General features: G+C 54.8%; 14 protein-coding genes. 5 read left to right on the top strand and 9 right to left on the bottom strand.

Translation table 11 applies throughout. The features are described from left to right. Positions 1-22 precede the first annotated feature (22 nt). Complete coding sequence (locus SOM82_RS10810) at positions 23-2,185, top strand: bifunctional diguanylate cyclase/phosphodiesterase (RefSeq protein ID WP_320459575.1); 2,163 nt, start codon at positions 23-25, stop codon at positions 2,183-2,185. Position 2,186: 1 nt separating this feature from the next. Here SOM82_RS10810 and SOM82_RS10805 read toward each other — a convergent pair whose 3' ends face one another. From SOM82_RS10805 to asr, 3 genes are all read right to left on the bottom strand, one after another. Further along, a complete protein-coding gene (locus SOM82_RS10805; RefSeq protein ID WP_154125565.1) occupies positions 2,187-3,008 on the bottom strand; it encodes a trypsin-like serine peptidase in 822 nt (273 codons plus the stop codon). Positions 3,009-3,109: 101 nt separating this feature from the next. After that, positions 3,110-3,193 (bottom strand): small membrane protein YdgU, encoded by an 84-nt coding sequence (gene ydgU / locus SOM82_RS10800; protein WP_154125919.1) that lies wholly within the window; start codon positions 3,191-3,193, stop codon positions 3,110-3,112. Positions 3,194-3,285: 92 nt separating this feature from the next. Then, positions 3,286-3,675: an acid resistance repetitive basic protein Asr gene (asr, locus tag SOM82_RS10795; RefSeq protein WP_154125564.1), complete on the bottom strand. Its 390-nt coding sequence runs from the start codon at positions 3,673-3,675 to the stop codon at positions 3,286-3,288. Positions 3,676-3,929: 254 nt separating this feature from the next. Between asr and SOM82_RS10790 the strand changes: the two genes are divergently transcribed. Then, on the top strand, positions 3,930-4,220 hold the full coding sequence (locus SOM82_RS10790; RefSeq protein ID WP_154125563.1) for a hypothetical protein: 291 nt from the start codon (positions 3,930-3,932) through the stop codon (positions 4,218-4,220). 85 nt (positions 4,221-4,305) lie between these two features. Here the strand turns inward: SOM82_RS10790 and SOM82_RS10785 are convergent, their stop codons facing one another. Both SOM82_RS10785 and ynfM read right to left on the bottom strand, forming a co-directional pair. Continuing rightward, entirely contained in the window at positions 4,306-5,793 is a 1,488-nt protein-coding gene (locus tag SOM82_RS10785; protein WP_320459574.1) for a carboxypeptidase M32, read from the bottom strand. 397 nt (positions 5,794-6,190) lie between these two features. Next, complete coding sequence (gene ynfM, locus SOM82_RS10780; RefSeq protein WP_320459573.1) at positions 6,191-7,444, bottom strand: multidrug efflux MFS transporter YnfM/SxtP(Kp); 1,254 nt, start codon at positions 7,442-7,444, stop codon at positions 6,191-6,193. 121 nt (positions 7,445-7,565) lie between these two features. Between ynfM and ynfL the strand changes: the two genes are divergently transcribed. From ynfL to bioD, 3 genes are all read left to right on the top strand, one after another. Next, positions 7,566-8,498 (top strand): multidrug efflux transcriptional activator YnfL/SxtR(Kp), encoded by a 933-nt coding sequence (gene ynfL, locus SOM82_RS10775; RefSeq protein ID WP_320459572.1) that lies wholly within the window; start codon positions 7,566-7,568, stop codon positions 8,496-8,498. 94 nt (positions 8,499-8,592) lie between these two features. Beyond that, the gene (gene mlc / locus SOM82_RS10770; protein WP_320459571.1) at positions 8,593-9,813 is read left to right on the top strand and encodes a sugar metabolism global transcriptional regulator Mlc; all 1,221 of its coding nucleotides are present in this window, start codon (positions 8,593-8,595) and stop codon (positions 9,811-9,813) included. Positions 9,814-9,944: 131 nt separating this feature from the next. After that, positions 9,945-10,640: a dethiobiotin synthase gene (bioD, locus tag SOM82_RS10765; RefSeq protein ID WP_320459570.1), complete on the top strand. Its 696-nt coding sequence runs from the start codon at positions 9,945-9,947 to the stop codon at positions 10,638-10,640. 67 nt (positions 10,641-10,707) lie between these two features. On the opposite strand, the gene osmV is transcribed toward bioD, so the two are convergent. The 4 genes from osmV to osmY are packed head-to-tail and all read right to left on the bottom strand — an operon-like array spanning position 10,708 to position 14,144. Then, positions 10,708-11,856: an osmoprotectant ABC transporter ATP-binding protein OsmV gene (gene osmV / locus SOM82_RS10760; RefSeq protein ID WP_320459569.1), complete on the bottom strand. Its 1,149-nt coding sequence runs from the start codon at positions 11,854-11,856 to the stop codon at positions 10,708-10,710. Then, positions 11,856-12,503, bottom strand: a complete 648-nt coding sequence (gene osmW, locus SOM82_RS10755) for an osmoprotectant ABC transporter permease OsmW (protein ID WP_320459568.1) — start codon at positions 12,501-12,503, stop codon at positions 11,856-11,858. Before osmW ends, osmV begins: the two co-directional genes overlap by 1 nt. Before the next feature lie 9 nt (positions 12,504-12,512). After that, positions 12,513-13,412: an osmoprotectant ABC transporter substrate-binding protein OsmX gene (gene osmX, locus SOM82_RS10750; protein WP_320459567.1), complete on the bottom strand. Its 900-nt coding sequence runs from the start codon at positions 13,410-13,412 to the stop codon at positions 12,513-12,515. A gap of 18 nt (positions 13,413-13,430) precedes the next feature. After that, positions 13,431-14,144, bottom strand: coding sequence for an osmoprotectant ABC transporter permease OsmY (gene osmY, locus SOM82_RS10745; protein ID WP_320459566.1), 714 nt, complete (start codon positions 14,142-14,144; stop codon positions 13,431-13,433). Positions 14,145-14,365: the final 221 nt, after the last annotated feature.

Below are 14,365 nucleotides of genomic sequence, written 5' to 3'. Positions count from 1 at the left end.
GACGTGCTTACAGGAGTGGCGAATGTATAACCCATTAAGCTGGCGCAATATTCCAACCGCAAAAACCCTGTTTGTCATGATATTTATGGCGGGAATTGGCTTAATCATTTCCGTCATCGCACTGCTTTACCTTTCCCTTCATCTGATCAGCAGTCAAACCAACGAAATTGATGAACAACGCTCTGCGCTTTCTGTTCAGGGAGCCATTCAGACTTCGGTAAACCGGGTCTGGTCGCTGGTGATCGATAATGCCGTCTGGGATGACGCCGTTCGCGAAGTCTATCCCCCCAAATTGAATACCGAGTGGCTGTATAACACCTGGGGCGCGGGTTTTAAAATCAATAACCTGTATGACGGAACCTTTGTACTGGACGAGCATTTTAATGTGGTATGGGGCTCGTACCAGAGTAAAGCCTTTCACGAGACTAGCCTCGATTTTTTTGGTTACGGTCTGAAAGCGCTCATCCGCGATCATGCCGATGCACTGCGGTCCGAGAAAAATATCTATGCCGGGATCACCCGTACGCGACAGGGGGTTGCATTCGTCGGGATTGGGCTTATCCGCCCGATGGTTGGCCGCTTACAGGTGCATAGTGATGTGCGGCGATATCTGGTCATTACTCGTCATCTTAATCGTCAGATCCTGACCGATCTGGGGAACACGTTTCAGATTGAAAACCTCGATTTCACCCCGGAGCACGCCAGTGAATCCAGCGTGCCGCTCAGAAGCAGCGCGGGTGAATTGCTCGGTTATCTCAACTGGCAGCCGCGCCTGCCTGGCGCGCAGGCGGCCAGAGCGGCATCCAGTGAGATTACGCAAATTGTTATCCTGGCATCAGCGTTGATTTTACTGTTTATTCTGGTGAGTAGCATAGGGTTGTACAAACTGGCACGCGGCGAAAGCCAGGCGCGGCGGGTGGCGCGTACCGACTGGCTCAGCCATCTTCCCAACCGACGGGCGCTCATCGAAGAGCTGGAGCGGGTCAGCCTGCGTGGCGATATTGATATGAAAAGCGTGGTCTTTATCGATCTCGATGGCTTTAAGGATGTGAATGATATCTACGGTCATGACGTGGGCGATGAGCTGATCGTTCTGATCGCCCGGGCCCTGCGGGAGCATGTGCCGGAAGGCGGGATGCTGGCCAGAATGGGGGGCGATGAATTCGCGATGATGACTGGCGGGGACCGTTCGCAGACGCAGGCGATGACATTCGCAGGCGATGCCCTGGCGTTCCTGAATACACCGGTTCGGCTGGGAGAGCGCACCATCCATATCAGCGCCAGTATCGGTATCGCCGGAGGAACGCTTATCGAATGCACCAGTTCGGAATTATTCCGTCGGGCAGACATCGCCATGTATCACTCCAAAATAACCGGAAAAGGGCGTATCACCCAGTATGATGCGGAGCTGAACAGCGCACGCGAACAGCAACTGGCGATTGAAAATGAGATCCGCAATGGCATGGAGCGCAATGAGTTTGATGTCTGGTATCAACCGATTATTGACGCACGCAGCCAGAAGATGACCAGCGTTGAAGCGCTGGTGCGGTGGCCGCGTCGCCCGGCGGGGGAGCTGGGACCGGACAAATTTATCAGCATTGCTGAAACCAGCGGACTGATTTATGGATTAGGGCAATTTGTCCTGCGCCGCGCTTGCCAGGATCTGCAGCCATTCAGTGATTTAAAGCTCTCGGTGAATATCTCTCCCGCTCAGTTTCGCGATCCTGAATTTGAAGACAAAGTGGCGCATGTCATTGAGATGACCCGTTTCCCGGCCAATCGTCTGCAGCTGGAAGTGACAGAAACCTACGTGCTGGAAAATCCGGAACGGGCGCGGGCGGCCATCGCCAATCTGAAAGCATTAGGTATCGCGGTGGCGCTGGATGATTTTGGCACCGGCTATTCCAGCATTGGCTATTTGCGTCGCTTTAATTTCGATACCATCAAGATCGACAAATCCCTGGCCGGGCTGGTGGATAATGACGAGCAGGCGGCGGCTCTGGTGAGTGGTACGGTGCGGATTGCCAGCGCGTTGGGCATGGCGGTTGTGGCAGAAGGCGTGGAAAACGAAAAACAGATGAAGCTGCTGCGCCTCGCGGGCTGCGACCAACTGCAGGGATTCTGGTTCAGTCAGCCGATGCCCATTGAGGCGATTATTGAGCTACGGAAAGTCAGGTATTGCTGAGTTATTCCCGCGCCAGCGCGTCCAGTTTGTCGCGAAAACCGGTAACCGATAGCGCGCGGTTGTCGGCCCGCCATCTGTCTTTGGCGGCAGGCGCTGAGCTTTGTACGCCAATTAACTGCCAGCCGCTGTCGGTTTTCAGCATCAGCGGCGAGCCGCTGTCGCCCGGCAGGGTGTCGCACTGATGCGAGAGCACGCTGTTTTGCGCCCAGCCAGTGACAACGCAGTCGGTATGCGTAAACAGCGAATCCAGATGATCAACCGGATAGCCGGACTGCGTGACTTTACGATCGGCCGCTTTCAGCGCGGCGGTCAGCGCCGCTTTGTCCCCCTCAAAGAGCGGCAACGGGGTAATGCCGGACGGGGGATAGCGTAACACCACCAGACCAAAATCCCATTCAGCAGCGGCAGGCGGAACAATCCAGCCATCGCCATCCGGTTTTAAGCGTTTACCTAATGAGGGATCAACCCGGCCCTCTACGCCATGAATTTCATATCGCCAGACGCCCTTCTTTGAAACAAAGCGCAGTGCGACGGCTTTATCTGGCTTGCCTTTCGGCGGGATCAGCAGACAGTGCCCGGCGGTCAGCGCCAGGTGAGGGGAGATCAGCGTAGCAGTGCATAAGTTACCGCTGGCTGTTTCCAGTTGCCCAATGGCATCCCAGGGCGATCCGGTAGGATCGGAGACACGCGTCCGGTCGTCATGACCAAAAAACAGCGTTTTCACCTCTTTTGCATCAATCGCGTCATCGTCGCCACTGTCTGCATGGGTCAATCCAGAAAAGAGGCAGAACGTTCCCAGTAAGCACACTACTATTTTCCGCATATCACACTCTGGTGGGGTAATTATGATTATTAAAAGTGAACCCTATGAAAATACTATAGACGGGACGGCGCTAAAGTGGGAGTAAAATCAGCGTGCTACATTCAGGAAAGATAAAACCGGCATGCGATGATCGCGCATAATATAAGCGTGATAAGAATGAACTCAAACCGATAGCGTCGCAGCATACGCCCTCCGGATAAAAAACGGCGCTGATCCTTTGCCGGTTCAGCGCCGGTGTCTCAACATGCCCACGAGGGGCACGCTTAATCAGGTGTGCTTACGCTGCTGGCTGAGCCGCAGGTTTCGCCGCTTCGTGTTTTACCGCTTTTTTGTGGTGCTTTTTAGCGGCCTGCGCTTTTTGCTCTACCGCTGGTTTAGCGGCTTTCTTGTGGTGCTTTTTCGCAGCCTGAGCTTTCTGCTCGGTTGGCGCGGCAGTGGTTGCGGTCGCTGCGGGTTTGGTTGCGGCTTTTTTGTGGTGTTTTTTAGCCGCCTGAGCTTTCTGCTCAACGGATTTTTTGTGTTTTTTGTGGTGCACCGTTTTTGCTGGTGCCGCTTTGGTAGCGGTGGCAGCAGGGGCCGGAGTTGCAGAGGTTGCAGCATCAGCAGCAAACGCAGCAGAAGACAGACCCATAGCAGCGGCAACAACCAGAGCTAATACTTTTTTCATTCTCATACCCTCGAATTTGGTTTCTCATTTAACCCCACTGCGGGGCCGTTGAAATGACTATATCCGTTTGGATCCGAGGCTTCCGTGAGTCATTGGTATCGGCGTGTAACGTAATGTACAAAGGCGGGATCGGGACGATAATGTTCGCTGCAGGCATGGGTCGCACTTTATGCACCAAAGAAAAGGGATGTCCTAATCTTCTCTTAATCTTTCTGCTGCATATTTCAGACTCCTGTTTTAAGTGGGTCCAATATATGAAAAAAAGAGTTCTACTTACTGTCGCCCTGATGGGGCTGACCGGTTCCGCAATGGCGCAGAATGTGACTGTCGATGTACCGAGCGGGTATAAAGTGGTGATTGTGCCTTCTTCTACCTCGGTTCCTCAGGCCGTTTCCGTCACTCCGACGGAGCCACAAACCGTATATGTGGCGCCCGCACCGGTTGCTGCGCCTGCTGCGGCTCCGGTTTACCATCCCCGGGCGCGTCACGTTGCCAGCGTGGCGGAAGGTATGGTTATTGAGCATCAATATGATGACCACCATTAATCCGCTTGAAAAAAACCAACCGCCGCTCAAATAAAACAGCCCCTGATGGTGAAATCAGGGGCTGTTTTTTTACCTCACATGGCCGTTACAGATAGCGTGCGGTGAGATGTTCGCGGAAATAGCGGATGTTGAGATCTTCGCCCGTCGCCTGGGTAATGAGCTGCGATGTGGTAAAACGACTGCCGTGCTGCCAGATGTTCTGCTGCAACCAGTCAAACAGCGCAGAGAAATCGCCGTCAGCTATCGACGCATCCAGCCCCGGAAGCGCTTTTTTAGCCGCACTGAACAGCTGCGCGGCGTACATGGCCCCGAGTGTATAAGACGGGAAATAACCAAAACCGCCGTCTGTCCAGTGAATATCCTGCATACAGCCGTTCCGGTAGTTGTCTTTGGTCGACAAGCCGAGCCACGCCTGCATCTTCTCATCCCACAGGGCCGGGATATCTTCAACTTCGATTTCACCGTTGATCAGTGAACGCTCGATTTCATAGCGCAAGACCACGTGCGCCGGATAGCTCACTTCATCGGCATCGACGCGGATATAGCCCGGCTTAACGCGCTGGTTCCAGGCGATAAAGTTTTCTTCACTGAATGCCGCCTGGCTGCCAAAGCGGCTATGTACGGCCGGGAGCAGGTGCTTGAGGAACGCATTGCTGCGGCCCAGCTGCATCTCAAAGAACAGACTTTGTGACTCGTGGACTGCCGTTGAACGCGCCTGCGAGACGGGCTGACCGAGCCAGTTTCGCGGCAGATTTTGCTCATAGCGCGCATGGCCGGTTTCATGTATCACGCCAAACAGGGCGCTCAACAGCTCATCTTCGTCGTAGCGCGTGGTGATGCGAACATCTTCGGGTACGCCGCCGCAGAACGGGTGCGCACTCACGTCAAGGCGACCGGCATTGAAATCAAAGCCCAGCATCTTCATCGCTTCCAGCCCCAGATCGCGCTGAACGGCAGTCGGGAAGGGACCCTGCGGCGGAACGAAAGATTGCTGAGATTGCTTTTCCACCACGCGGGCGAGCAGATCCGGCAGCCAGGATTTCATGTCGCTAAACAGAACGTCGAGACGCGCGCTGGTCATATCCGGTTCAAAGATATCAAGCAGAGCGTCATACGGTGTGCTGCCCCTGGATTCGGCGCGCAGGTGGGCCTCTTCACGGCTCAGTTTGACCACTTCTTTGAGGTTGGCAGAAAAGCCCTGCCAGTCATTGGCCGGGCGCTGGGTGCGCCAGGCGTGCTCGCATTTGCTTCCCGCCAGCGATTTGGCCTCTACCAGCGACTCAGGCAGCAGAGACGCCTGCTGGAAGTGGCGCTTCATTTCCCGCAGGTTGGCTTGCTCGACATCATTCAGTTCTTCACTTTCGGCGGCCGTCAGCCATTCGCCCACTTTTTTGTCGGTGAGGATCTGATGCTGCAATACGCTCATTTCCGCCAGTGCTTCACCGCGAGCGTTGCTGCCGCCCGGAGGCATCATGGCGAACATATCCCAGCTGGCGATGGAGGAGAGGTGTGAAAAGCGCGAGAGGCGTTGGAACGTACGGGTGAGTTGTTGATATGACGTATTTTTTTGCATCGTTCTTATTCTCGGTCTGATGAACAGGTTAGGGCAGTCTACCTTGATTTATACACTTTTCCTGCCCGATCTTTTCCTCACGCTGACGGAACAGCAGATTATTTTGGCCGCCAGGCCAGGAGCGTGAAATGAGGGGATGAAAATGATCAAAAAGTGATCTCTTGATCGTTATTAACGATCAATAACATAAAAATATATGATAAATCCTTTCAATAACTTACTCTAATGGGGTTTTGCTCATTACGCCAACACCAGCAGAGCAAAACGGGTTGCTTTAACGATTTCCGCACTGAGAGGGACAATATCCTGCACAGCGCAAGAAATCATTGAACAACCAAACCTAAAGGCCACGCTTTGCGTGGCCTTTTCTCATCGGGGGTAATCGACTCGGGAAACGTTAATGCAGGCGTTGGTGCAGGCGGGTCCCGACAAGCAGCGCGGCGCAAAGCATCAGCGCAATGAATCCGCCGACGCCATTCCAGCCATAGTTGTGCCAGAAAACGCCGCCGAGCGTCCCGGCTACGCTGGAGCCGAGGTAGTAACTGAACAGATACAGCGACGATGCCTGCCCCTTCGCACGGCGGGCGCGGGGACCAATCCAGCTACTGGCGACCGAGTGAGCGGCAAAAAAGCCGGCGGAGAAGAGCAGCATTCCGGCGAAAATCACCCACAGCGGCGAAAGCAGCGTCAGCAGTAGCCCCGCCAGCATCACTCCCGTCGAAACCAGCATCACCGGGCCGCGCCCAAAGCGTGCAGTCATCGCCCCGGCTTTTGGTGAGCTCCAGGTTCCGGTCAGATAGGCCACCGAAAGCAAGCCCACAAACGCCTGGCTCAGGTGCCACGGGGAAAGCATCAGCCGATAACCGATATAGTTAAACAGCGTGACAAACGACCCCATCAGCAGAAAGCCGGTCAGGAACAGCAGCGGCAGCCCTTTGTCGCGCCAGTGCAGGCGGAAATTGATAAACAGCGTTTTTGGCCGCAGTGATGTCGGGCGAAAATGGCGCGATTCCGGCAGAATCCGCCAGAACATCAGCGCCGCGGCGAGGGCAAAGCAGCCAATGACCGCCAGCGCGATTCGCCAGTTAAAGAGATCGGTAAAGACCCCGCTCAGCAGGCGGCCGCTCATGCCGCCAATGGAGTTACCGCTGATGTACAGCCCCATCGAAAAGGCGACAAAACTGGGGTGGATCTCTTCGCTGAGGTAGGTCATGCCGACCGCGGCGACACCGCTTAACGACAGGCCGATCAGCGCGCGCATCATCAGTATTCCGTGCCAGCTGGTCATCATGGTTGAGAGCAGGGTACAAACCGAGGCCAGCAGCAATGCCGCGACCATCACAGGTTTTCGCCCAATCGCATCGGACAAGGGACCAGTAAACAGCAGGCCAATCGCCAGCATCCCGGTGGAAATGGACAACGAGATACTGCTGCTGGCGGGTGAAACGCCAAACTCATGCGATAGCACGGGAAGGATGGGCTGAACGCAATACAGCAAGGCAAATGTCGCCAGCCCGGCAGAAAATAGCGCCAGCGTGACGCGCATAAACTGGGCGGTACCGCGTTTGATAAACTGGGCTGGCTGGGGGACTGCGGATCGATCATCAATCTCGCCAGCCGGGGCGATATCAATGGAAGTTGTACGGCTCACTGAAGTTCCTTGCTTAAACATCCCCGTGATTATGGGTGACGGGTATGACCACACGATCAGGGTAGGAAAATGTAAATATTCTGTCTAATATATTAATAATCTCAAATGATACGTTAAACATATGAATATTGAGCTGCGCCATCTGCGTTACTTTATCGCGGTAGCCGAGGAACTGCATTTTGGCCGGGCCGCCGCGCGGCTGAACATCTCTCAGCCGCCGCTTAGCCAGCAAATCCAGATCCTGGAGCAGCAGGTGGGGGCGCGTTTACTGGCCCGCACCAACCGCAGCGTCAGCCTGACGGCGGCCGGGAAGCAGTTTCTGGCCGACAGCCGTCAAATCGTGAGCATGGTCGCCGATGCCGCCGCCAGAGCAGAGCGTTTACATCTGGGCGAAACCGGAGAACTGCGCATTGGTTTTACCTCATCGGCCCCGTTCATTAGCGCGGTGTCCGATACGCTGTCGTCGTTTCGCCGCCATTATCCCGATGTCCATATTCAGACGCGTGAGATCAATACCCGGGAGCAGATTGCCCCGCTCAATGAGGGCTCACTGGATTTGGGGCTGATGCGTAATACGCACTTGCCCGATACCCTCGCCTGGCAGGTCATATTGCGCGAACCTTTGCTGGCGATGATTCCGCGCGATCATCCGCTGGCCGGGCAACCGTCGGTAACGCTGGCAGAGCTCTCGAAAGAGCCGTTTGTGTTCTTCGATCCTCATGTCGGGACCGGCTTATATGACGATATTCTGGGGTTGATGCGCCGTTACGGAGTGGCACCGGTGATTACGCAAGAAGTTGGCGAGGCGATGACCATTATCGGCTTAGTCGCCGCCGGACTGGGCGTGTCCATTCTTCCGGCTTCGTTCAGGCGAGTTCAGCTCAGTGAAATGCGCTGGGTGCCGATTGCCGAAGAGGATGCGGTTTCGGAAATGTGGCTGGTCTGGCCGAAACATCATGAACAGAGTCATGCGGCACAGCGTTTCAAAAATCAGCTGATTGCCGCTTCACAGAGACCGCTTTTACCGAAAACTACGGTCAAAAATGTGCGGTAAATCACATGGCTAAGTAAATATTTGACGATTGCCTGCCAAGTGATTCACCATAGCCCAAAGTTTATTTCGAAGCGCGAAAATAAGGATGTAAGTGGTGGTTGCTGATAGTCAGCCAGGACATATTGATCAGATTAAGCAGACCAACGCCGGCGCGGTGTACCGCCTGATTGATCAGCTTGGACCGGTCTCGCGTATCGATCTTTCTCGCCTGGCACAGCTGGCCCCGGCCAGTATTACCAAAATTGTACGAGAAATGCTTGAGGCCCATCTGGTTCAGGAGACTGAAATTCAGGAGCCGGGCAGCCGTGGTCGTCCTGCGGTGGGGCTGGTGGTTGAAACCGAAGCCTGGCACTATCTGTCCATTCGGGTGAGTCGTGGCGAAGTGTTTCTCGCGCTGCGCGATCTGAGCAGCAAACTGGTTGTGGAGGACAGGCTGGAGTTGCCGCTGGATGCGGAACAAACTCTGCTTGACCGTATTCTCGCCCATATCGACCAGTTCTTTATTCGTCATCAGCAGAAGCTGGAGCGTTTAACGGCGATCGCAATCACCATGCCGGGGATCATTGATACCGAAAATGGCATTGTCCATCGGATGCCGTTTTATGACGATGTCAAAGAGATGCCGCTCGGCGAAGTCCTGAAAAATCATACCGGCGTACCCGTTTATATTCAGCACGATATCAGCGCGTGGACCATGGCTGAGGCGCTGTTTGGCGCTTCACGCGGCGCGCGTGATGTGATTCAGGTGGTCATCGACCACAACGTGGGGGCCGGGGTGATCACCGATGGCCGCTTACTTCACGCGGGCAGCAGCAGCCTGGTCGAGATCGGCCACACGCAGGTGGATCCTTATGGCAAGCGTTGTTACTGCGGTAACCACGGTTGCCTGGAGACCATCGCCAGCGTCGAGAGCGTGATGGAGCTGGCGCAGCTGCGTTTGAGTCAGTCCATGAGCTCGACGTTGCACGGCCAGCCTTTAACCGTCGATTCCCTGTGCGGCGCGGCCCGCGAGGGCGATCTGCTGGCAAAAGACATTATTACCGGCGTCGGCAACAACGTCGGGCGTATTCTGGCCATCATGGTGAATCTGTTTAATCCGCAAAAAATTCTTATCGGCTCACCGCTGAGTCAGGCGGCTGATGTTCTGTTCCCGGCCATCTCCGACTGTATTCGCCAGCAATCCCTTCCGGCATACAGTAAAAATATCGTGGTTGAGAGTACCCAGTTTTCGAATCAGGGCACCATGGCAGGCGCTGCGCTGGTGAAGGATGCGATGTACAACGGTTCGCTGTTAATCCGTTTGCTGCAGGGATAACTCTTTTTCGCTGATCTCATAAAAATTGCGCTATCTCAAGCTGGACGCCACGCGCATACCTTAGACTCACTCCACTGAATTATTTACTTGGTTTATATTTTCAAAGCATATACCCAAAGGTGGAGTGAGTGATGCTTAAGCGTTTCTTTGTAACGGGTACTGATACCTCTGTCGGCAAGACGGTGGTGTCCCGCGCTTTGCTGCAAGCCCTGGCGGCAAGCGGTAACAGTGTGGCAGGGTATAAACCGGTCGCGAAAGGAAGTAAAGAGACGCCAGAAGGACTACGCAATAAAGATGCGCTGGTGCTACAAAGTGTCTCAAGCCTTGAGCTGCCTTATGATGCCATCAATCCCATCGCGCTGAGTGAAGAAGAGAGTAGCGTTGCGCATAGCGGTCTTATTAATTACTCCTTGCTCTCGAATGGCCTGGCCCGGCTGAGCGAGAAGGCCGATCACGTTGTGATCGAAGGAACCGGCGGCTGGCGCAGTCTGATGAACGATCTGCGTCCCTTATCGGAGTGGGTGGTGCAGGAACAATTGCCTGTGCTGATGGTTGTGGGGATCCAGGAAGGATGCATCAATCACGCACTGCTGACCGCGCAAGCTATCGCCAATGACGGCCTGCCGCTTATCGGCTGGGTGGCTAACCGTATCAATCCCGGTCTCGCCCATTACGCCGAAATTATTGACGTGTTAAGCAAAAAATTGCCGGGGCCGCTGGTCGGCGAATTGCCTTATCTGCCGCGCGCCGAGCAGCGTGACCTGACGCGTTATATCGATCTGACCATGTTTGACAATACGTTCCCCGCAGATCGCGTAGTGGCCTGATTCCGCTTTCCGCAACAGAAGAAAACAAAAGAGGAGCACCGGTGTGCTCCTCTTTTGTTTGACGCCATTACGTATCGCTATGAATATTCAGTGCCCGGCGGGTGCGCCCGGAGCTTAAATACTCGGCGATATAATCCTGTGAAATTTCGCCGTTGTAGCGTCCCTCTTCATCGACGATCGGCATCCAGCTGGTATTGCTCTCATACAGACGAGACAGCACCACGCGCAGATTGTCTTCCGCTTTGCCGGTCATGCGGAACGGATGGAGCATATCGGCGCAGGAACCGCTGGCATGACGCGCTTCTCGGCGTTTCACAAAGCCCAGCGGCTTGCCGTTTTCATCCACGACGGTAATGGCGCGAATGTCGTTATCATCCATTGTCGCGAATGCTTCAGGCAATGAAGTCGATTCCCGTACCGTGAGGGTAGGCTGTTGGTCTGTGACATCACCGGCAGAGACCAGCAGCAGACGTTTCAGCGTGCGGTCCTGGCCGACAAACGATCCCACAAATTCATTCGCCGGTTTCGCCAGCAGTTCATCAGGGCTGGCGCACTGTACAATCCGTCCCTGACGGAACACGGCGATTCGGTCGCCAAGCTTCAGCGCTTCGTCAATGTCATGGCTGACAAGCATCACGGTTTTTTTCAGTTTGCGCTGCATGTCCAGGAACTGATTCTGAATCACTTCGCGGTTAATCGGGTCTACCGCGCCGAAAGGTTCATCCATCAGCAGGACCGGAGGATCGGCCGCCAGGGCGCGGATCACGCCGATACGCTGCTGCTGTCCGCCGGACATTTCACGCGGATAGCGGTTCAGGAATTTATGCGGGTCCATTGCCACCATATCCATCAGCTCTTCGGCGCGAGCTTTACTGCGCGCTTTATCCCAGCCCAGCATACGGGGTACGACGGTGATGTTCTCTTCGATGGTCATGTTGGGGAACAGGCCAATCTGTTGAATAACATAGCCAATATTACGGCGTAGTGTCACGGTATCCATTTCGTTGGTGTTTTGACCGTTGATCAGAATATTGCCGCTGCTCGGCGTAATCAGCCGGTTAATCATCTTTAGCGTCGTGGTCTTGCCGCACCCGGACGGGCCAAGCAGGACGCACATTTCCCCTTCGGGCACGTTAAGATTGACGTTGTCCACGGCCTTAAAAGTCTGGCTATTTTTCTGTGAAAATTGTTTGGTGAGGTTTTCCAGTTTTATCATTATCGAATCCCCTTCGGAGTCAGCACGACCTGCAGGCGGTGAAGCAACCAGTCGAGCACAATAGCTAAAAGACAAATCATCAAAGCGCCAGCAATCAACATACGAATATCGCTTCCGCCAATCCCATTCAGTAACAGCAGGCCTAACCCTCCCGCGCCGATTACGGCGGCAATCGCCATAACGCCAATGTTCATGACGACGGCAGTGCGGATCCCGCCGAAAATCACCGGCAGCGCCATCGGAATCTCAACCCAGCGCAAACGCTGCCAGAAAGTCATCCCGATGCCGCGCCCGGCTTCGCGCAGGCCTGGCGGCAGGCTGTCGAGCGCGGTATGGGTATTACGCACTATCGGCAGCAGCGAATAGAGGAATACCGCAGTAATGGCGGGCAGGGCGCCAATACCCTGACCAATCATCGAAAAGAGCGGGATCATCAGACCAAAAAGCGCAATCGACGGAATGGTCAGGACAAGGGTGGCAATCCCCAGTACCGGTGTTGCCAGCCACTTATGGCGCACAATTAAAATTCCCAGCGGTACGCCGATAATAATCGCCAGCCCCACCGCTAACGCCACCAGCCACAGGTGCTGGAAGGTGAGCGCCAATAAATAACCCCAGTTATCAATAATGTAGTGAATCGTATCCATAGCGCCTCCTTACAGCAGCTTCTTGCTACGCAGGAAATAACGGGCGACCTGCTGCGGTGACTGATGGTCGATATCAACCTTTTTATTGAGCTCGGTGATAACGTCATTGTTAAGCTGGCTGGAGAGGGTATTCAGCGCCTCTTCCAGACCCGGATTCGCCTCGAGGGTGTCTTTACGCACCACCGGGGTGACGGCATAGCTCGGGAAGAAACCTTTGTCATCTTCCAGCACTTTCAGATCGAAGCCTTTAACGCGCCCGTCAGTGGTGTAGATAAGCCCGGCATCAACGAAGCCATCGCGCACCGCGTTATAGACCAGACCGGGGTCCATCTGGCGGATCTGCGGCCGATCCAGTTCCATCTGATACGCTTCCTGCAGCGGCTCCATGCCATCGCTACGACCGGCAAATTCGAGATCCAGACCCAGCAGCCAGTTATGATCCGGGTCGGTTTTACGCACCTGTTCGATTTTGGCGACCATCTCTGACATGGTACTGATGTGCTCCGCTTCGGCACGTTTACGCTGCATAGCGAAGGCATAGGTGTTGTTCATATCGGCCGGTTTGAGCCAGACCAGACCGTGCTTCGCATCCAGACGTTTTACCGTTTCGTAGGACTCCTGCGGCGACATCCGTTTATTGATGTGGTTAAAGATAATCAGCGATGTCCCGGTGTACTCCCACGTCATATCAATCTGTTTATTGATCATCGCATTGCGAGAAATCACCGTCGCGATGTTGGTTTGCGGCGTGACCTCAAAGCCTTTCTTTTGCAAATACTGCACGGTCATGGCGGAAAGGATGTGCTGTTCGGTAAAACTTTTGGTGGCCAGTATCAATGGCGCTGCGTGGACCTGGCTTGTGACAAGCGCAGCGGCGAGCAGGGCTGCCAGGCTAGAAAACAGTCTCATAGAATTTCCTTATTATTGTTATCGCGCGAGGTGCGGGCTCATCAGACGGCCCAGCGCAGCCAGCAAGGTATCCAGAATCAGCGCGAACAGCGCCGTAGCCGCGGCGCCCAGAATCAGCGTCGGGAAGTCATTCAGATAGATGCCCGGGAAAATCAGTTCGCCGTAGCTGCTGGCGCCAATCAGGAAGGCCAGCGGCGCGGTCCCGACGTTGATGGCGGTGGCGATGCGGATCCCGGAGAGCATCACCGGCCAGGCATTCGGGATTTCAACCTGAAGAAGGCGCTGCCATTTGGTCATACCGATGCCGTTGGCGGCTTCGAGGAGCGAGGCCGGAACAGAGCACAGCCCGGCGTAGGTGTTACGCACAATGGGCAGCAGTGAGGCCAGGAACAGCGCAATGATCGCTGGCGTGTCGCCAATCCCAATCACCACCATCGCCAGTGCCAGAACAGCCAGCGGCGGAAGGGTGTTGCCCACGTTAAAGATCTGCATCACATACTCGGCTATTCCCCGCGCGGCAGGGCGGCTTAACAGCACCCCACTCGGAATACCGACCAGCAAAGCAAAGAACATGGAAGAAAAAACCAGGATCAGATGCTGTTGTCCGAGATAAATCAGGTCAACCTGACGCGCTTTAATGGTATCCAGCCCAATTCCCCAGATCAGGAGAGCCAGAACCACAGCAATCGCGCCGATGAAAAGCAGCGTTCGTGTCAAAAATGATGAGTGCATTGCGGTGTGTCTCCCTGTGCGCATGCGTTATAGCAACCCATTGATTGCCTGTTGTTATGCCATGTTTCGGCAGGGGTATAAGAGCTATAGCAAGCGGATGGGAAGGGTTCCAGCGAAGGGGCAAAATCACACAGGGGAAGTTAACAATGTAAACAGGGGGTTACGCCTTATGGAATCAGGGCTGAGCAGGTGAAGCCAGAATTGTCCTAAAGAGGTTAGCT

It is taken from the genome of Lelliottia sp. CFBP8978 (assembly GCF_034046055.2).
GTDB lineage: Bacteria > Pseudomonadota > Gammaproteobacteria > Enterobacterales > Enterobacteriaceae > Enterobacter.
Note: the sequence above shows the minus strand (reverse complement) of the source record. Positions and strands in the feature narration are given on the sequence as shown.